This is a genomic window from Corynebacterium gottingense (assembly GCF_002285125.1).
Lineage (GTDB): Bacteria > Actinomycetota > Actinomycetes > Mycobacteriales > Mycobacteriaceae > Corynebacterium > Corynebacterium gottingense.
In genome coordinates this window covers 35106-53198 of sequence record NZ_NSGN01000005.1, presented here as the reverse complement: position 1 = coordinate 53198, position 18093 = coordinate 35106, and the positions used below count along the sequence as shown (strand labels likewise).

Sequence of the window (18093 nt, the reverse complement as noted above, 5' to 3'; positions counted from 1 at the left end):
TTCAGACAGTTCCTCCCCAGCGTAATGGCTCGCGGCCCGTTTGCTTCGTGCGGCTCGCGCGGCAGCGGGGTTTTCGGGTTGGGATGACAGAGCGGTTGCGCAGCACCGGAATAGTAACAGTAGTAAGAATAGTAAGAATAGTAACGAGTAAAAACGAGGTGCCTCATGCCACAGCTGCCGCGACGCCCCCGCAACCCGTACACCGCCACCATGGGCAAGACCCCTCCCGTCGTGGCGGGCCGCGACTCCTACGTCCAGGACTTCGCCGAGGCGCTTTACGACGGCCCCGGTACTCACGAGCGGATTTCCATCGTCACCGGCCCGCGTGGCATCGGAAAAACCGTCCTGCTCAACGAGTTCGAAGAAGCAGCACGACAACAATCTTGGCTCGTCATTTCAGAAACCACGACCGAACATTTCAATGAACGCATCCGCGATACGCTGATCCGGAAAATTCGGGAGGCAACCCCTGACAGCACACGCCTGAGCTTCGACTCAACTTCCGACCAAGCTCCGTCTCAGTCACTTCGCTCAGTGTTAGAGGAGTGCTTCTCCCTACTTGAGACGATTGACCAGAAAATGGGTAAACCACCAACTGGCATCCTCATTACTCTGGATGAGCTGCACTATGCGCACGTGCGCGACATCATCGAGTTCGGCACGACCATGCAGCACATGATCCGCGAAGACCGCGAAATTGCCGTCGCGATGGCGGGCATCCCCGGCGCGGTGAAACGCCTGCTTGCCTCGAACGAGGGGCGCAACCCTGTCACTTTCCTACGCCGTGCGAATCGTATCGCGATGGGTCTCGTGCCGCTGGACAGCGTCGCCAATGCGCTCAAGGCCCCTGCCCTCGAGGTGGGAATCGAATGGACCCCGGAGGCGCTCGAACTCGGCACCGAGGCGACCGGGGGTTATCCGTTTATGATCCAACTCGTCGGGCAGCATGCCTTCCGCAACACGAGTGACGGAATTATTGACGAATCCGCGGTACGTGCTGGTATTGAGACAGCGCGACGCAAACTCGGCGAGCTGGTTCATGAACCGTCGCTTGCTGATCTTTCAGATGTGGACCGCACATTCCTCACCGCCATGTCGAAAGACGATGGGCCGTCGCGGATGGCCGACATCGCCGAGCGGATGGGCGTTGATACGCAATACGCGGGCACGTATAGGAGGCGTCTCATTGAGGCCGAGATGATCCGCCCAGCCGGCCGCGGTTTCGTGGATTACGAGCTGCCCTACATCCGGGAGTACCTCCGCGCGCATCCAGCGTCCGACGCAATGGAGCAGCTATCCTTTCCATCAGAAAACTACGACGTGTGACGCAGACCATTAGACTGTCCGCATGACGATTCTGCACTCCGTTGATTTTGGCCCCCGCGACGCGCACCCGGTGGTGTTTCTCGGCTCCATCGCCTCCACCACCGACATGTGGCTGCCGCAACTTGACTCACTGGCCAAAGACTTCCGCGTCATCGCCCTCGACCACCCCGGCCACGGGCTCTCCCCCGACCCGCAGGCCATGCCCGGCGAGACCACGATCAATGATCTGGCCAACAACGTCCTCGACACCCTCGACGCTCTCGGCGTGGACGAGTTCGACGTGGTCGGCCTTTCGCTCGGCGGCGCGATCGCGCAGTACCTCGCCGCCACCAGCGGCCGCGTGACCAAGGCAGTCTTCATGTGCACCGCCGCCAATTTCGGTGGCCCCGACACGTGGGCCCCGCGCGCCGAGGAAACACGCGCGGAGGGCATCGCGCCCCGGGTGCAGAGTGCCATCGAACTGTGGGTCACGCCCGAGTTTCGCCAGGAACGCCCGGCGCTTACTTACGCTCTCACCCGCATGATCGCCTCCACCCGCGGTGAGGGATACGCCGTCGGCGCCGATGCGCTGGCCAGCTGGGACTACACGGAGGAACTGCACAACATTACGGTGCCGGTCCTCACCATCTCCGGGGCCGTGGACCCCTCCACCCCTCCCGAGGTCGTCCACGGGATCGCGGAACTGGTCGGCGGCGAGTCGCAGTCCGTCACGCTCAGCGGCGGCGGGCACGTGCCCACCGTCGAGGTGCCCGACGAGGTCACCCGCGCGATCCGCACCTTTATTACTGAGTAGACCAATGTAGGTCAATCCCCCCGAAACACAGCTGCCACTAGTTGGTGTGGCGGCTGGCGGCCGCGATGGCCTGGAGAACAGTGTTCGTCTCGTAGGTCAGGAAACGCTTCCAGAACTTCATTGCAATTCTCCTTTCTGTTTGCCTGTGGTTAACTTCGCGTTAACTTTAAGCAGTTTAGTTGGTTCACGTCAAGTATTGACGGGGATCAACTATCTAAGAATGCAAGAAACGCCCCGCTGTCCACGGAAAATGTGGACGACGGGGCGTCGATACGCGTGCGAAAGCGTGACTACACGGCAACCTCAAAGGGCGCCTCAGTGGCCTCGCGGACGGAATCAACTGTCTCGCCCGGGGCGACCTCGACGAGGGTCAGGCCGTTCTTCGGGTCAACCTTGAACACGGCGAGGTTGGTAATAATGAGGTCGACACACTTCGCACCGGTGAGCGGGAGGCGGCACTCCTCGAGCACCTTGGACGCGCCCTTCTTGGTGGTGTGTTCCATGAGCAGGATGATCTCCTTCGCACCGTGCACCAGGTCCATCGCGCCACCCATCCCCTTGACCATCTTGCCCGGGATCATCCAGTTGGCCAGGTCGCCGTACTGGGAGACCTCCATCGCGCCGAGGACCGCGACGTCGATCGCGCGGGAGCGAATCATGCCGAAGGAGTCGGAGGAGGAGAAGAAGGAGCCGCCCGGCGCAACCGTGATGGTCTCCTTACCGGCGTTGATCAGCTCCGGGTCCACCTCGTTGTCCTGCGGGTAGGCGCCCACGCCGAGGATGCCGTTCTCGGAGTGCAGGACTACCTCGAGCCCCTCGGGCAAAAAGCCCGGGATCAGCGTGGGCATGCCAATGCCCAAGTTGACGTACTGGCCGTCGCGCAGTTCCTTCGCCGCGCGCGCCGCCATTTCTTCGCGGTTCCAGCTCATTTACTTACTCACCGTCCTAAACTCGATGCCTGTTTCCTGCGGGCCGACCTCCACCACGCGGTCGACGTAGATGCCAGGCAGGTCCACATCCGCCGGCTCGATCGTGTCCACGACGTGCTCCGCCTGGACGATGGTGACCTTGCCGCAGGCGGCAACGTCGGGGTTGAAGTTGCGGGCCGTCTTGTTGAAGACGAGGTTGCCGTAGCGGTCCGCGGTGTGCGCGTGGACGAAGGCGAAGTCAGGGGTCAGCGCCTCCTCCAGCACGTAATGCTCGCCGCCAAACTCGCGGATCTCCTTCGGCGTGGAGTACTCGGCGATGGTGCCGTCCGGGTTGTAGCGCACCGGGATCTCGCCGTTGGCCAGCGGGGTACCCACCCCGGCCTTGGTGTAAAAGGCGGGCACGCCCGCACCGCCGGCGCGCATGCGCTCAGCGAGCGTGCCCTGCGGGGTGAACTCGACGGTGAGCTCGCCCTCGAGGTACTGGCGCGCGTACTCCTTATTGGTGCCCAGGTAGGAGCCGATGGAGCGGGCGATCTTGCCGTCCCGCAGGAGGAGGCCCAGACCGAAGCCGTCGGTACCCAGGTTGTTCGAGATGATGGTCAATTCGCTCGCACCCTGCTTGCGCAGCGCGTCAATGAGCCGGGCAGGGATGCCGACGAGGCCAAAACCGCCAACGGCGATCGAGGCGCCGTCACCGATGTCGGCGACCGCCTCGTCGATGTTTGTCACAACTTTGTTCAGCATGGCTCCACCCTAGCGGGCGTTCGACTCCTGCACAAGGGTTCACAAAGCGAACGGTTTTGCGCTATCGTGGGGCGTGGCGCACATTAGAGTACGTAATGTGGCCGACAACATGGCGTCGAAAAGCGCCCTTGACCTGCGCAAAGGAGATACGATGCAAGTCCAAACCGTACAGTCGCTGATCCGCGGCCTTGCGGTCATCCGCGCCTTCGACGCCGAGCACCCCCGCCGCAGCCTCGCACAGGTGGCCGATGCGACGGGGCTGGCGCGCGCAACCACGCGCCGGTTCCTGCACACGCTTATCGCCGAGGGCTACGCCGCCACCGACGGCGCGGAGTTCTGGCTCACACCGAAGATGCTCGAGCTGGGCTACGCGTACCTGTCCAGCCTGGGGCTGCCCACCATCGCGCAGCCACACCTCGAGGCGCTGTCGCGCACGCTCAACGAGTCCTGCTCGCTCTCCGTGCTCGACGGCACCGACGTGGTCTACGTCGCGCGCTCCGCGGCCCACCGCATCATGAGCGTGAACATCACCATCGGCACCCGCTTCCCGGCGCACGCCACCTCGATGGGCCGCGTCATGATGGCCGGGCTTGACGACGCCACCGTGGACCACTTCCTCGCCGGCCCGCTCGAGGCCATCACGCCATCCACCATCACGGACCCGGACACGCTGCGCGCCGCCCTGCGCAACATCCGCGACGCCGGGTGGTGCGTCGTGGACCAGGAGCTCGAGGCGGGGCTGCGCTCCATCGCCGCCCCGGTGCGCGACGCCACCGGCGCCACCGTCGCCGCCGTGAACGTCTCCACCCACGTGGCCGCCCACCCCTACGAGGAGCTCGTGGACTCCCTCCTGCCCAAGCTTGTGGACACCGCGGACGCCATCACCCGCGACCTCGTGGCCACGCATGCCAACGCTTAACCCGAAAGGACCCCTCATGAACCAGCCCGAAATTGTCATCTGCCACCCCAAGCGCACCGCCGTAGGCCGCTACGGCGGAGCCTTCGTCGGCGTGCCCGTCCAGGACCTCGCCACCGCCGTGGTCACCGCCGTGATCAAGGAGTCCGGCATCGACGGCTCGCTCGTTGACGACATCATTCTCGGCCAGGCCTCCCCCAACGGCGCGGCGCCCGCCCTGGGCCGCGTGGTCGCGCTCGACGCCGAGCTGGGCGTGAACGTGCCCGGCATGCAGCTGGACCGCCGTTGCGGCTCGGGCCTGCAGGCCGTGGCCACCGCTGCCGCCCACGTCGCCTCCGGCGCGGCCGACTTGATCATCGCCGGCGGCGCCGAATCCATGTCCAACACCGAGTACGCGGTGGACGGCAAGATCCGCTGGGGTGCCAAGGGCGGCACCATGGAGCTCACCGACCGCCTGCAGGAGGGCCGCGAAAAGGCCGGCGGCAAGCACCACCCGATCCCGGGCGGCATGATCGAGACCGCCGAAAACGTCCGCGAGGAGTACTCCATCGCCCGCCAGCGCCAGGACCAGCTGGCCGTCAACTCGCACCAGCGCGCCGCCGCCGCGCAGGAGGCTGGCCACTTCGACGAGGAAATCGTCCCCGTCTCCGTGCCGCAGCGCAAGGGCGACCCGATCATCGTGGACAAGGACGAGCACATCCGCCCGAACGCCTCCATGGAGTCCCTGGCCAAGCTGCGCCCCGTCATGGGCAAAACGCTTGACGACGCCACCGTGACCGCCGGCAACGCCTCCGGCCAAAACGACGGCGCGGCTGCCATGATCGTGACCACCCGAGAAAAGGCCGAGGAGCTGGGGCTCACCCCGTCCGTCGTCCTGCGCGGCTGGGCCGTCGCCGGCGTGCCGCCGGAGACCATGTGCATCGGCCCCGTCGACGCCACGAAGAAGCTCTTCGACCGCCTCGATATGTCCTTCGACGACATCGACCTCATCGAGCTCAACGAGGCTTTCGCCGCGCAGGCCCTCGCCGTCCTGGATGCCTGGGGCATTTCTGAGGACGACCCGCGCATCAACCCGGTCGGCTCCGGCATCTCGCTCGGCCACCCGGTGGGCGCCACCGGCGCCCGCATGCTAGTCACCGCCGCGCACGAGCTGCAGCGCACCGACGCCTCACGTGCCCTGGTGACTATGTGCATCGGCGGCGGCCAGGGCCTCGCCGCGGTGATTGAGAAGGTGTAGGGCCCGACGCCAGTTGCCACACCGGGGATCCCCCGGGATACTCGGTGGCATGAAGAAGTCCCACATGGATCTCCTGATCGGCATCGCGCTCATCGTCGTCGCCGGCCTCGCGGTCGCGTTCCTGTCCGGATCGACCGGCGCTTTCATCGCGATCATCGGCGCTGTCGCCGGCGCCGTCTTCATTATCAAGGCCATGCAGGCTAACGACGACGCACCGCACCCACCCGCCGGACAGCCCGACCCGCTCGAGCTGAACAACTCCAGCCCGGCGCAAGAGACCAGCGGCTCGGGACTCGGCGCGGGTCTGGCCGGGGAATACGACTGGGACGCGCACTACCAGCGCGAATTCGGCCAGCAGGACGGCAAGCCGGACGATACACAGGGCGGCAGCAGCCAGTACCGCTAGGCGCTACTTCTTCGCCTCGCGGTAGACGTCGCGCGGGCTCATCAGCGCGTTGCGACGCCCCGCCACGATGAGCCGGTCCAGGTCCGCGCGCACCGCGTCCACGTCCGCCGGGTTGTACTTGCGCTCGCGGCGAGCGCGCTGCAGCTCCTGGCTCGCTGCGGCGAGCGCGATCTGCTGCATGTCCGCAGCAGCCAGGCGGACCTGCTGGAACTTCTGCTTGCGGTCCTCCGCCGTCTCCGGGTCCTCCTCCTCGTGGCTTTGCGAGAGTTTGTCTAGCCACTGCTGCACGATCTCATAGGACTCCGGGGCGAGCTCCGGGCCGTGCTTCTGCACCGACCGTCGCGCCGCCGCGTAGGCGCGCTTGTTCAGCTCCGCCTTCGCGCGGTCGCCGGCCGGGTCCGGGCCGGACTCCATGTCCAGCTTGCTCACCAGCCACGGCAGCGACAGGCCGGGCAGCACCATCGTGCACATCAGGACGGTCAGGGCGATGACGTCGAACTCGTGGTGGTACTGCGTGACCCCCAGCGGCACTGACAGCACCAGGGCCAGCGTGACCAGGCCTCGCATGCCCGACCACGCCATAAGCAGAACCTCCTGCATGCGCAGCGGGGCGACATTGGTGCGCTTCTGCTTCTGGTTGATCCCGCACAGCACCCACATCCACAGCAGGCGGACCAGGAACGCGACGACGGAGAGCGCCACGCCGATGCCCACGGCGTGCCAGAGGACGGTGCCGGCGGCGTCGATAGCATCGCGCACGCTCATGCCGATCAGGCCGAAGGCGACGCCGGTGAACAGCATCTCCACGGTGGACCAGAACGAGGAGCCGGACAGGCGGTCCTCCGCGGTCAGGGGCGCGCGCGAGGACATCTCCACCGCCGCGATGACGATGGCGATCACGCCGGAGGCCTCGACCTCCTCGGCGATGATGTAGATGAAGAACGGGAGCACCCAGGTGAACGCGGTGCGGATCACGGAGTCCGGCACGGAGTTCACAAACAGGGCCGCGAGCCTACCGACGATCAGCCCGATGACGACCGCGACCGCCGCCGCGTAGAGAAACTTCAGCAGGCCGTGACCGAAGTCGATCTGGTTATCCGCCACGAGCGCTGCGACGGCGAGGTTGAAAGTGACGATCGACGCGGCGTCGTTAAACAGCCCCTCCGTTTGCAGCGTGCCGGTGATGCGTTTCGGGATGCCGGCGGGCCCGGCCACCGCCTCCACCGCGACCGGGTCGGGCGGGGCGATTGCCGCGGCGAGCACCACCGCGGCCGCGAGACTGATGCCGGGCAGGAGCCACATGGCGGTGGCGGTAAGCGCCGCGGTGGTGAGGAAGACGAGGATCACCGACATGGTGACCACCACGTTGAGCTGCGAGCGGATCATGCCCCAGCTGGTGTGGCGCGCGAGCGACCAGAGCAGCGGCGGCAGGAAGATGGGGAGGATGATTTCCGCCGGGATTGTCACCACCGGCACGCCGGGGATGAAGATGGCGGCCGCCACGACGATGGTGAGCAGCGCCGGCCAGGGCAGGCCGGTGCGCTCGCCTACGGCGGCGACGAGCACGGTTGCGAACAGCAGGGCGATAACGGCAATCAGGACTTCCACAGTCCTGATAGTAGTGGGCGCTCGCCGGAGGTGTTCGCGGAACTAGATGGGCTCTAGTGCCCGCGCGCCTGGTTCAGCGCCTCGCCGTCCTCGGTGTAGACCCGACAGCAATAATTCATACAGCCGGGCTGCTACAGTCGGGTCGGCACCGGTGACGGTGGCGGTACCAAACTCGGAACGGGGCAGTACCGAGTCTTCGGAACACCGGTACCAAAACCCACAGCCGGCACGCCCGTACGCGCTGCTCGCGCACAACAGCTCGACGGAGTTCGGTACTGACGTGACTGCTGCCCTCGACCGACCGGTCTCGTCAATTGCGACGAAGTCCGTCATCACGGTGAGCGTCAACGACGACCTCGGCCGCATCTCGGCTGTTCTTGCAGACAAGCACCTGAAAAAGGCCCCCGTCGTTGGCATCATCAATCGCTCCGACATCAACCGCTACCTCGTCTCGACGTTTGTCGCTCCCGTCCCGAGTGCATAGACAGGGATTGCCCGTGAGGTAAGGCATGCCTTAAAATGCATCCTTTAGGTTAGGCAGGCCTAACTGGACATTCTTCATTTACCTACGGAAGGTGCAACCTTGGCACTCTTTACCTCTCGCCCCTTCAAGGCAATCGCCGCCACTGTCACCGCGGCATTCATGCTTGCCAGCTGCTCGAGCGAAGCAAGCAGCCCAACAGCCGCTCCCGAAGCTTCCGATGCCAACGGGTCAGACGAGCGCATCGTGGCACTGGGTCTTGGCGACGTCGATACGCTCCTTGCCCTGGGCGAGCAACCAGTCGGTTACGCCACCTGGGAGCAAGAGGGCTCGGGCGATCCCTCCGGACTTGGACCGTGGGCCAAGGACAAGCTCACGGTCAACCCGAACCCAATCCGTGATACCACCACCGAATTCAGCACCGACACTGCGGAAAAGGTGGCGTCGCTCAACCCGACACAAATCATTGCAGTAAACAGCGGTCTCGAGGACGACAAGAAGGCACTGCTCGAGCAGATCGCGCCAACCACCTTCCACTCGGACGAGTACCAGGATTGGCAGGTCCCTTGGGATGCACAGGTCAAGGAGATCTCCAAGGCCGTAGACAAGGAAGACGAAGGCCAAAAGCTTATCGACGACGCCGAGCAGGCATTCGAAGACTTCCGCGAAGCACACCCAGAGCTGCAGGGGAAGACAGCGGTCATCGGCATGCCTTACGACGGGAAGTTCGGCGTGTACACCGCTGGCGACGGCCGCGGCTCCTTCATCGAAAAACTGGGCTTCAAGATCCCGGAGAAGTTCAACGGTGATGGCTCCAGCTTCTTCCTCGACTGGTCGCCCGAGAACTACGCAGATTTCAACGACGTGGACTACCTCTTCGTGTTGGACCACTACGGCGCGATCGATGCGCTGAAGAACGACGAGAACTTCATAGACCTTGACGTCAACAAGCGTGGCGGGCTCTACTGGCTCGACACCGACACGGCCAACGCAATGAGCATGCCCAACCCCCTCACTATCCCGTACGCAATCGAGCAAATCGACGAGCAACTCTAAGCCTCGCGGGGACGCAGCGTCTACCGGGGAACGACCAGTGGGCCACCGCTCACTGGGTCTGACGCCACGACCGCGGGGAGATCAAAAACGCGGCTCAACAAAGACTCCGTGACCACCTCGGCAGGCGCACCGACCGCACGAACCTCGCCGCGCTGCATCACGATCAGCTGATCTGAGTAGCGTGCGGCGAGGTTCAAATCATGCAACACCATGAGCACAGTTCGCCCCTCCTGATCAGCGAGGCGACGTACAAGCGACAAGACCTCGACGGAGTGAGACAAATCGAGGTACGTCGTCGGCTCGTCCAAAAATACAAGCGGAGTGTCCTGCGCTAAGACCATCGCGATCCAGGCGCGCTGGCGCTGTCCGCCAGAAAGCCGTTCGAGTGGACGTTCTGCAAACTCCGCAATATTGGTCAGCTCCATCACTGCATCGACCGCACGCGCATCCTCCGCAGAGGCCTGCCGTAGCCACGACTGATGCGGGTGACGCCCGCGACTGACTAAGTCACGGACCGTGAGTCCCTCGGGTGCGACAGGTGCCTGCGGCAATACTGCAAGCTGTCGCGCAATCTCGCGGCGCTTCAGTTTCGCCGTGTCCACGCCGTTGATCGTTACCGTGCCACCATCGCGCGCAATAAGCCCAGCGGTAGCTCGCAACAGCGTTGACTTGCCGCAACCGTTCGGGCCGATGATCGTGGTGACGCCGCCTTGAGGCACGTCGAGATCAATGCCATCAACGATGACGGTAGCGCCATAACTCACCTTGAGATTTCGAACTTGAAGCATCATACGGACACCTTTCGTGTTGCACGTAGCAGCGTGTAGAGCAGCGCTATGCCACCAATCGCAGTTGTAGCTATACCTACCGGCAGGTTCCCGGGCACCAGGGTGCGCACTGCTAAGTCAGCGCCGGACACGATCGCCGCACCGGCGAGCATCGCGGTGCCTAAAGTTGGCGTTGCTGCATGTGTGATCTTGCGTCCGATCTGTGGCGCGACAAACGCCACGAAGGCTATCGGCCCGGACGCCGCGACGGCCGTCGATGCCAGCACGACAGCCATGAGCATGAGGATGAGTTGCATTTTCCGGAGCTCCACCCCGAGGCCAGCAGCCGTATCCTCCCCGAGCGAGAGCGCCTGAAGATTGAAGGCTGCCCACCGCAAGAACGGAACGACGACTGCCAGCGCAATAAGTACGGCGAGTGCATCGCGCCAGTTCGAAGACCCCACCGAACCGGTGATCCACGCCTGCGCTTTGCCCACATCGCGATAGTCGGCGCGAACGAGCAGGAACGAGGTATATGCCATCACCAGCGCATTGATGATGATCCCGGCGAAGACAAGCTGGAAAGACCCGAGACCCGCGCCACGGCTCAGCCACCAGATTGCCGCAGACACTGCCAATCCACCGAGGAATGCACTGAGCGGGACCCCCAGAAGATGCAGCAGCATTCCGGAGCTTCCACCAGCAAGTAACGCAGTCAACGCGAAAGCGGAGGCACCCGAGGTGACGCCCAGAATGTCTGGGCTCGCCAATGGATTCCTCGTGATGGTCTGGAAGATCGCCCCCGCAAAACCCAGCGCAGCTCCTACTCCCAAAGCTGTCACTACCCGCGGCAGACGCCACTCAATAATCACCGTACGAGCCAATTCCGTGGTTTGGCCCATGAGCGCAGAAACAATATCCCGGACCGTAAGCTCGAAGTCTCCGACCATGACACCCCCAAGGGCCGCGGCGAGAGCCAACACCGTAAGGACACCATTCGTCACGAAAACCCGCATCACAGTTTCGCCCCTTTACGCAAGAGGTACAGGGCGAACGGGGCGCCAACAAAGGCGAGCGTGATACCCACCTGCAATTCGCCGGGCCGTGCGATGACGCGGCCAATGACGTCGGCAAGCAAGAGTAGCGAGGCCCCAGCCAGCGCGGAGCAGGGCAGCACCCAGCGGTAATCGGGCCCGGTGAAGGCGCGCACAAGGTGCGGAACAACCAGGCCAACGAACCCGATTGGGCCCGCCCCAGCCACCGCGGCGCCAGTAAGCAATGCAACCAGGACGATGCCCACGGCACGCGCGATGGGGACGCTCACCCCAAGTCCACTTGCCACGTCGTCTCCCAAGTTCAAGAGGTTCACCCGATTGGCCGTGGCAAAGGCCCCCACAAGCCCGAGGAGAATCACCGGGGCGAGCACCGCAACCACCTGCATGTCGCGCCCAGCGATAGCACCCGCTGTCCAACACCGCATCTCGTTGAGGCTTTGCGTATTCGTCAGCACAATGCCACTGGTAAGCGCACTACAGACCGCGCCCAGCGCAGAACCACCGAGCACGACCATGATTGGGGTAGATCCCAGGCTCCTCATGCTAAGCGCGAACACGAGCGCCACCGCGAGTATTGCGCCGAGGAAGCCCACCCCAACAGTGCCCAACACCGTCATGGAGCCGTGAAAGGAAATAGCTGCCGCCACTGCGAGCGCCGCACCGGGCCCTACTCCCAGCAGGTTTGTGTCTGCGAGCGGGTTTCGGGTGTGGCCCTGCAGCAGCGCCCCCGCTGTACCTAGCGCTGCCCCTACCAACAGGCCGAGCAGGGTGCGCGGAACTCGAAGTTGCGCAATGATCTTCGCCTCGTCGCTGGCCGCCTCGAATTGTTCGGCGCCTCCCGAGAACGCCAGCGTGATTCCGTCGCGAACCGCGCTCACCGTTGCCGCGAACCCCATTTCGCGCGCCCCGAACAGAAGCGACACTAATGCTGCGCACACGGTGAAAGCCGCAAGGAAAGCGACAAGCCCTACACGTTTATCCACGTTGTAACCCCGTTATCGCCAGTACCCCATAAACGACACGTGGTGGCGAGGCACACCCGCCTCTTTCACCAGGAGCCGCCGCATCGCCGTCACAGCCGTGTTCTTCCCTGCGATCCAGTAGTAGGTATGCCCTGCAGTACCCGAAGCGGGGGCGATAGATTCACCGCCGCTGGAGTACGTGGGTGTCTCCCAGACCATGTCGAGGAGGACCTCATCAACTGGCTCTAGTTTTCCAGCTCCCGAAGATACTGAGGCACAGCGGGATGCGACATCGTCTTGCAGTTGTGCACGAAGTAAATCCCCGTGGTCGACGTCGTGGTGTTCGCGGAAGTGCCAGCGGACGTCGACCTGCACAGGGGCGTCGATGGGCAAGTGGTTGCCGGCCGGTACCTCAATGTCAGCAGACCCGGCGAGGCCCTCGGGCCAATCCTCCAAGATGCGGGCTATTGCTGGAAGCGCGGTCTCGTCACCATAGAGGCATGCCATTGCTGCAGACCCCGGATTGAATTCGATGCCAACACCGGAATCATCGTCGCGGGTCGGCCCAATTATCAGGAGCTGCTGGCCAGGTTGCGCGTCCTCCGCCCATGCCGAGGCGGGGCCGGGGTTGTCACTGTGCAGAACAAAATCCACATCTATTTCATCAGGGCCGTCGGCGCATCGTCGGAGCTCTCGAATCGAGTAGGTACGGAGGTGCCCGCGCGTGTGCTCCGGCATCGCACGCCACGCGTCCCACCATCCTTCCTCTGGGAGGCTGAGCATTCCGCTGGCAGACGGGATCAGCAGCTTGATTCGCAAATCCCTGATGGGTACGGCAGGCCCCATTGCATCGACCCCGGTGAACGTCACTCGTTGGAAATTCGGCGCGACACGTTCACTACGGAGGACGGTTGCAAGGAAGGGCCTAAAACTCACCCTGCAGACTATATAGGATTGCCTTACCTAAAGGAAGAAGGGCGGGCTGTCGGCCCCCTTAGTGCCCGCGTGCCTGGTTCAGCGCCTCGCCGTCCTCGAAGTGCGGTCGCAGGTGGTTATCAAACAGGGACAGCGCAGCGCCGATGGCCATGTGCATGTCCAGGTACTGGTAGGTGCCCAGGCGGCCGCCGAAAAGCACCTTGTTCTCGCGGGATTCTTGTGCGGCGAGCTCGCGGTACTTCTTCAGCTTCTCGCGGTCCTCGGGCGTGTTGATCGGGTAGTACACCTCGTCGCCGTCCTCGGCGAAGCGGGAGAACTCCTTCACAATCACCGTCTTGTCGGCAGGGTATGCCTCCTGCCGCTCCGGGTGGAAGTGGCGGAACTCATGGATGCGGGTGTACGGCACGTCCGCGTCGTTGTAGTTCATCACCGGGGTGCCCTGGAAGTCGCCGGTCTCCAGCACCTCGCGCTCGAAGTCCAGGGTGCGCCAGCCCAGGTGGCCCTCGGCGTAGTCGAAGTACTGGTCCACGGGCCCGGTGTAGACCACGGGGGCGTCGGGGGATTCGGCGCGAAGCTTTTCGCGGACGTCGAAGTAGTCGGTGGACAGGTGGACGTCGATAAGCTCATGCTCCGCCATCTTCTCCAACCAGGCGGCGTAGCCGTCGACCGGCAGGCCCTCGTAGGTGTCGTTGAAGTAGCGGTTGTTAAAGGTGTAGCGGACCGGGAGGCGGGAGATGATCTCCGGCGGCAGGTCGGTGGGGTCGGTCTGCCACTGCTTGGCGGTGTAGTGCTTGACAAAGGCCTCGTAGAGCGGCTTGCCAATCAGCGCGATGCCGCGCTCTTCCAGGTTGGTCGCGGCGGCCGGGTCGAGGCCCTCGCGCTGCTCCTCGATGAGCTTGCGCGCCTCATCCGGCGAGTAGTACTTGCCAAAGAACTGGTTGATCAGGCCCAGGCCCATCGGGAACTGGTAGGCGGTGCCGTCGTGCATGGCAAACACGCGGTGCTGGTAGTCGGTGAAATCCGTAAAGCGGTTCACGTACTCCCACACGCGCTTGTTGGAGGTGTGGAAGAGGTGCGCGCCGTATTTGTGCACCTCAATGCCGGTGTCCGGGTCCTTTTCGGAGTAGGCGTTGCCGCCGAGGTGGTCGCGCTTTTCCACGATCAGCACGCGCTTGCCCAGCTCGCTCGCGGCCTGCTCCGCCACGGTCAGCCCAAAGAATCCGGATCCAACAACGATGAGGTCATAAGTCATGGCCTCAATCTTTGCATATTTGCTTATCGACGTAGCCCCGCCCGACACGACGACACGCCGGAAGTCTCAAGACTTACTTTAAACTTTAGATTCCTCTACACTGCTCAACAGATAACTGTTTTCACATCCGCCACAGGAGTTTCCAGGAGTCCTACCGTGCAACAACGCAAACGCCTTAATCCGGCGCCCACCCGGACCTCGCCGCTGCTGACCACCACCGTGGCCGCAATCCTCACCGTGGCCGTCGTCGCCGCGGGCGCCTTCGGCGGCAACCACATCCTCAACGTCCAGTCGGTCGGCGGCGCGGACGCCGAAATCTACTCCGACACCGCCTCCTTTGACACGGGCAACAACACCACGGTGGACGACGCCGCCGTGAAGACCCAGGGCGGCGACTCGCAGGCACGCCGCGTGGTCAAGGAGTTCAGCCGCGACCGCGAGTTCAACCTCTTCGGCCTGACCTGGAAGGGCGACCGCGACATCGTCGCCTACGTACGCTCGCAAAAGGCCGACGGCTCCTGGACCGAATGGTTCGAGATGGACCACGCCGACAACGCGCAGGGCGAGACCAACGGCACCGAACCGATCTTCGTCGAATCCACCAAGCGCATCCAGGTCTCCACCGGCAACGTCGACCTGCTGGATGAGGGCCGCACGGACTCCGCCGCCCCCACCACCGCGAAGGACCTGCAAGCCGTGTTCCTGGACGGCGGCAGCGGCAACGCGAACCCCATCGCCCCGGCGGCCGACTCCTACACCCGCGGCATGCCCAAGGTGATCACCCGCTCCCAGTGGGGCGCGGGTGCCTCCTCCAACCCCACCTACACCGAGCCGGTGACGGCGGCGACGGTGCACCACACCGCGGGCTCCAACAGCTACTCCGAGGCCGAGGCACCGGGCATTGTCCGCGGCATCTGGCAGTACCACGCCCGCAACCTGGGCTGGGGCGACATCGGCTACAACGCGCTGGTGGATAAGTACGGCAACATCTACGAGGGCCGCGCCGGCGGCCTGGACCGCGCCGTCGAGGGCGCGCACGTGGGTGGCTTCAACCAGAACACCTGGGGCGTGTCCATGCTGGGCGACTACGAGACCGCCTCCCCCACCGAGGCCGCCATCAACGCGATGGGCGAGATCATCGGCTGGAAGGCCGCCGTCGCCGGCTTCGACCCGATGGGCTCCGACTACCACTACGCCGACTTTTCCTTCCCGGGATCCCGCTACCCCGCGGGCCAGGGCGCGATGTTCCCCAACATCAACGCCCACCGCGACTTCCACTACAACGCCTGCCCGGGCCAGAACCTGTACAACCGGATGGGCGACATCCGCCGGATTGCCAACCGCAAGTACGACAGCCTCAAGGGCTCCACGGGCCTCGACTCCATCCTCAACCCGTCCAAGCCGGGCAACAACGGCGGGATTGATAACGGCCTGCCCGACAACGCCAACCCCGACGTCGAGGCCACCGACACCACCGTCGGCGACCTCTCCTCCGCCCTCGGCTCCAGCGACGCCGACACGGAGACCGTGACCAACCCTGACGGCACCACCACGACCGTGGTCCGCCCGAACGGCGATGCGCAGAAGGCGAAGAGCAACGTCTCCCTCGAGGGCCTGGCCGCCGGCGACGCCGTCGCCATCGCCGCCGCTGCCGGCACGCTCGCCGGCCTGGTCATCTTGTACGCCAACTCCCGCGGCCTGTTGCCCGGCGCCACCAAGTCCGTCGCCGGGATGGAGATCATCCCCGGCCTGACCGTGCAGCAGCTCACCCCGTACATCGGCCCCGCGCTGCAGGCGGTGGGCAAGCAGGACCTCGCTGACGTGTGGTACCAGTTCGAGCCGACCCTCGGCGCGATCACCGCCGGCGTGGGCGGCCCGCAGGTGGGCGGCCGCGAGTACGCCTTCTTCCAGAAGGGCATCGGTGTCAAGGACCGCCAGGGCCAGATCTACACGCTGGCTGGCAAGGTGGCGGACGCCTGGCTCCAGCAGGGCATGGACGCCGGCCCGCTCGGCATGCCGATCTCGCAGGAGCGCACGCTTGGCGACGGCACCGTCCAGGTCACCTTCCAAGGCGGCTCCATCAGCTACAACCCCGCCACCAGCGCGGTAAACATCACGACCAACTAGGCCGTCAGGCCCGCAGCTAGGCCTGGTCGTAGGAGCGGCGCACCGCGTCCTCCCACCGCGCCACCAGCCGGTCCCGTTCGGGGCCGGCCCACGTGTTTTCCCAGGCGGTGGTGGGACCGAGGGACAAGGGGGCGCAAATAAGTTTGGCCCCAATGCCCGCGGCCGACGCTGCGCCCATCACCGTGGTTTCCGTGTTCGCGGGGCGCTCGACGCGAAGGCCCAGGATGTCGGCCTGCATCTGCATGAGCAGGTCATTGGTGGTCATGCCGCCGTCGACGCGCAGCTCCGTTGGCTCGCCACCCATCGCGCGCACCACCTCGAGCGCCTGCAGGCAGGTGGCCTCGAGCGCCGCGCGGGCGATGTGGCGGCGATCCACGAACCTGGTCAGGCCCGTGATCACGCCGCGCGCGTCGGGGCGCCACCGCGGCGCGAACAGCCCGGAAAACGCCGGCACGATCACCACCCCGCCGCTGTTGTCCACCTGCGCCGCGAGCCGCTCCGACTCCTCCGCGGTACGCAGGATGCCCAGCTGGTCGCGCAGCCACTGGATCAGGGAGCCACCGACGGCCACGGAGCCCTCCTGCGCGTACACCGGCGGCTCGCCGTCGATCTGGTACGCCACGGTGGTAAGCAGGCCGTCGCTGCTCATGCGCGGCTGCGCACCCGTGTTGAGCAGCATGAACAGCCCGGTCCCGTAGGTCATCTTCGCCTCGTTCTCGCGCAGGCAGTGCTGCCCGAACAGCGCGGCCTGCTGGTCGCCCAGCACGCCCGCGATGGGCACCCCCGCGAGCGGGCCGCGGCGGCGCACGGTGCCGAAGGTGCCTATCGACGCCCGTATCTCCGGCAGCAACCGCCGCGGAACCCCAATCTCCGCGCACAGGTCCTCGTCCCACGCGAGCGTGCGCAGGTCCATGAGCAGGGTGCGCGAGGCGTTCGTGACATCGGTGACGTGCAGCGCACGCTCCGGTTCCCGCGCGCCGCCGGTGAGGTTCCAGATCAGCCAGGTATCAATGGTTCCGGCGAGCAGCTCGCCGCGCTCGGCGCGCTCGCGCGCGCCTTCGACGTTGTCCAGGATCCAGGCCCACTTCGGTCCGGCCGGGTAGGAGTTGTGCAGCAGGCCGGTCCGCTCGAGGTAGCGGCCCGGGTCGGCGTCGTTTTCCGGGTTGGTGCGGGTGTCCTGCCACACGATCGCGTTGTAGATCGGCGCGCCCGTCGCCTTGTCCCAGATGACGGCGGTTTCGCGCTGGTTGGTCAGGCCGAGCGCGCCGATGTCGTCCTCGGCGATGTCGGCCTCCGCCATCGCCTCGCTCAGCGCGCGGCGGGTGTTGCGCCAGATCTCCATGGGGTCGTGCTCGACCCAGCCTTCGCGTGGCATGTGCTGGGTGTGCTCGAACTGCGCCTGGGCGACGACGCGTCCTTCGGTATCGGTGATGACCGCGCGGGTCGAGGTCGTGCCCTGGTCAATGGCGGCGATGAGAGGCATGCCGACAATTGTATG

Annotated in this window: 17 protein-coding genes; 8 read left to right on the top strand and 9 right to left on the bottom strand. The window is 64.9% G+C overall.

Annotated features, from left to right (window positions below; translation table 11 throughout):
• Positions 1–210 precede the first annotated feature (210 nt).
• Both CKJ82_RS06240 and CKJ82_RS06235 read left to right on the top strand, forming a co-directional pair.
• On the top strand, positions 211–1326 hold the full coding sequence (locus CKJ82_RS06240) for an ATP-binding protein (RefSeq protein WP_240510710.1): 1116 nt from the start codon (positions 211–213) through the stop codon (positions 1324–1326).
• A 22-nt stretch (positions 1327–1348) separates the two neighbouring features.
• Positions 1349–2119, top strand: coding sequence for an alpha/beta fold hydrolase (locus CKJ82_RS06235; RefSeq protein WP_095537457.1), 771 nt, complete (start codon positions 1349–1351; stop codon positions 2117–2119).
• 290 nt (positions 2120–2409) lie between these two features.
• Here the strand turns inward: CKJ82_RS06235 and CKJ82_RS06230 are convergent, their stop codons facing one another.
• Positions 2410–3048, bottom strand: a complete 639-nt coding sequence (locus tag CKJ82_RS06230) for a 3-oxoacid CoA-transferase subunit B (protein WP_095537456.1) — start codon at positions 3046–3048, stop codon at positions 2410–2412.
• Positions 3049–3792 (bottom strand): CoA transferase subunit A, encoded by a 744-nt coding sequence (locus tag CKJ82_RS06225; protein ID WP_095537455.1) that lies wholly within the window; start codon positions 3790–3792, stop codon positions 3049–3051.
• A gap of 151 nt (positions 3793–3943) precedes the next feature.
• Between CKJ82_RS06225 and CKJ82_RS06220 the strand changes: the two genes are divergently transcribed.
• Genes CKJ82_RS06220 through CKJ82_RS06210 form a run of 3 tightly spaced genes read left to right on the top strand, consistent with a single transcriptional unit; the run spans position 3944 to position 6351 of the window.
• Complete coding sequence (locus CKJ82_RS06220) at positions 3944–4711, top strand: IclR family transcriptional regulator domain-containing protein (protein WP_095536002.1); 768 nt, start codon at positions 3944–3946, stop codon at positions 4709–4711.
• 16 nt (positions 4712–4727) lie between these two features.
• Positions 4728–5945 (top strand): acetyl-CoA C-acetyltransferase, encoded by a 1218-nt coding sequence (locus CKJ82_RS06215; RefSeq protein WP_095537454.1) that lies wholly within the window; start codon positions 4728–4730, stop codon positions 5943–5945.
• Between the two features lie 49 nt (positions 5946–5994).
• A complete protein-coding gene (locus tag CKJ82_RS06210; protein WP_205691389.1) occupies positions 5995–6351 on the top strand; it encodes a hypothetical protein in 357 nt (118 codons plus the stop codon).
• A gap of 3 nt (positions 6352–6354) precedes the next feature.
• Here the strand turns inward: CKJ82_RS06210 and CKJ82_RS06205 are convergent, their stop codons facing one another.
• Positions 6355–7959, bottom strand: a complete 1605-nt coding sequence (locus tag CKJ82_RS06205) for a cation:proton antiporter (protein WP_095537453.1) — start codon at positions 7957–7959, stop codon at positions 6355–6357.
• A 280-nt stretch (positions 7960–8239) separates the two neighbouring features.
• Between CKJ82_RS06205 and CKJ82_RS06200 the strand changes: the two genes are divergently transcribed.
• Positions 8240–8443 carry a CBS domain-containing protein gene (locus CKJ82_RS06200; RefSeq protein ID WP_240510709.1) on the top strand — a complete coding sequence of 68 codons (204 nt, stop codon included), beginning with the start codon at positions 8240–8242 and terminating at the stop codon, positions 8441–8443.
• A gap of 99 nt (positions 8444–8542) precedes the next feature.
• Positions 8543–9496: an ABC transporter substrate-binding protein gene (locus CKJ82_RS06195; protein WP_240510708.1), complete on the top strand. Its 954-nt coding sequence runs from the start codon at positions 8543–8545 to the stop codon at positions 9494–9496.
• Between the two features lie 20 nt (positions 9497–9516).
• Here CKJ82_RS06195 and CKJ82_RS06190 read toward each other — a convergent pair whose 3' ends face one another.
• From CKJ82_RS06190 to glf, 5 genes are read right to left on the bottom strand one after another with little or no spacing between them, the layout of a single operon-like run.
• The gene (locus CKJ82_RS06190) at positions 9517–10287 is read right to left on the bottom strand and encodes an ABC transporter ATP-binding protein (RefSeq protein ID WP_095537452.1); all 771 of its coding nucleotides are present in this window, start codon (positions 10285–10287) and stop codon (positions 9517–9519) included.
• Entirely contained in the window at positions 10284–11279 is a 996-nt protein-coding gene (locus CKJ82_RS06185; RefSeq protein WP_095537451.1) for a FecCD family ABC transporter permease, read from the bottom strand. Before CKJ82_RS06185 ends, CKJ82_RS06190 begins: the two co-directional genes overlap by 4 nt.
• On the bottom strand, positions 11279–12301 hold the full coding sequence (locus CKJ82_RS06180; RefSeq protein WP_240510707.1) for a FecCD family ABC transporter permease: 1023 nt from the start codon (positions 12299–12301) through the stop codon (positions 11279–11281). Before CKJ82_RS06180 ends, CKJ82_RS06185 begins: the two co-directional genes overlap by 1 nt.
• A gap of 12 nt (positions 12302–12313) precedes the next feature.
• Positions 12314–13216 (bottom strand): siderophore-interacting protein, encoded by a 903-nt coding sequence (locus CKJ82_RS06175; protein ID WP_095537450.1) that lies wholly within the window; start codon positions 13214–13216, stop codon positions 12314–12316.
• Between the two features lie 58 nt (positions 13217–13274).
• Positions 13275–14468 carry a UDP-galactopyranose mutase gene (gene glf / locus CKJ82_RS06170; RefSeq protein ID WP_095537449.1) on the bottom strand — a complete coding sequence of 398 codons (1194 nt, stop codon included), beginning with the start codon at positions 14466–14468 and terminating at the stop codon, positions 13275–13277.
• A gap of 156 nt (positions 14469–14624) precedes the next feature.
• Between glf and CKJ82_RS06165 the strand changes: the two genes are divergently transcribed.
• Positions 14625–16595, top strand: a complete 1971-nt coding sequence (locus tag CKJ82_RS06165) for an N-acetylmuramoyl-L-alanine amidase (protein WP_095537448.1) — start codon at positions 14625–14627, stop codon at positions 16593–16595.
• 16 nt (positions 16596–16611) lie between these two features.
• On the opposite strand, the gene glpK is transcribed toward CKJ82_RS06165, so the two are convergent.
• Positions 16612–18078 carry a glycerol kinase GlpK gene (gene glpK / locus CKJ82_RS06160; protein WP_095535992.1) on the bottom strand — a complete coding sequence of 489 codons (1467 nt, stop codon included), beginning with the start codon at positions 18076–18078 and terminating at the stop codon, positions 16612–16614.
• Positions 18079–18093 lie beyond the last annotated feature (15 nt).

What these genes read in the sequence shown, in the direction of transcription:
- CKJ82_RS06185 (WP_095537451.1), bottom strand. Translation starts at nt 11,279, where the DNA reads ATGCGGGTTTTCGTGACGAATGGTGTCCTTACGGTGTTGGCTCTCGCC.
- CKJ82_RS06220 (WP_095536002.1), top strand. Translation starts at nt 3,944, where the DNA reads ATGCAAGTCCAAACCGTACAGTCGCTGATCCGCGGCCTTGCGGTCATC.
- CKJ82_RS06240 (WP_240510710.1), top strand. Translation starts at nt 211, where the DNA reads ATGGGCAAGACCCCTCCCGTCGTGGCGGGCCGCGACTCCTACGTCCAG.
- CKJ82_RS06230 (WP_095537456.1), bottom strand. Translation starts at nt 3,048, where the DNA reads ATGAGCTGGAACCGCGAAGAAATGGCGGCGCGCGCGGCGAAGGAACTG.
- CKJ82_RS06215 (WP_095537454.1), top strand. Translation starts at nt 4,728, where the DNA reads ATGAACCAGCCCGAAATTGTCATCTGCCACCCCAAGCGCACCGCCGTA.
- CKJ82_RS06225 (WP_095537455.1), bottom strand. Translation starts at nt 3,792, where the DNA reads ATGCTGAACAAAGTTGTGACAAACATCGACGAGGCGGTCGCCGACATC.
- CKJ82_RS06210 (WP_205691389.1), top strand. Translation starts at nt 5,995, where the DNA reads ATGAAGAAGTCCCACATGGATCTCCTGATCGGCATCGCGCTCATCGTC.
- glpK (WP_095535992.1), bottom strand. Translation starts at nt 18,078, where the DNA reads ATGCCTCTCATCGCCGCCATTGACCAGGGCACGACCTCGACCCGCGCG.
- CKJ82_RS06190 (WP_095537452.1), bottom strand. Translation starts at nt 10,287, where the DNA reads ATGATGCTTCAAGTTCGAAATCTCAAGGTGAGTTATGGCGCTACCGTC.
- CKJ82_RS06235 (WP_095537457.1), top strand. Translation starts at nt 1,349, where the DNA reads ATGACGATTCTGCACTCCGTTGATTTTGGCCCCCGCGACGCGCACCCG.
- glf (WP_095537449.1), bottom strand. Translation starts at nt 14,468, where the DNA reads ATGACTTATGACCTCATCGTTGTTGGATCCGGATTCTTTGGGCTGACC.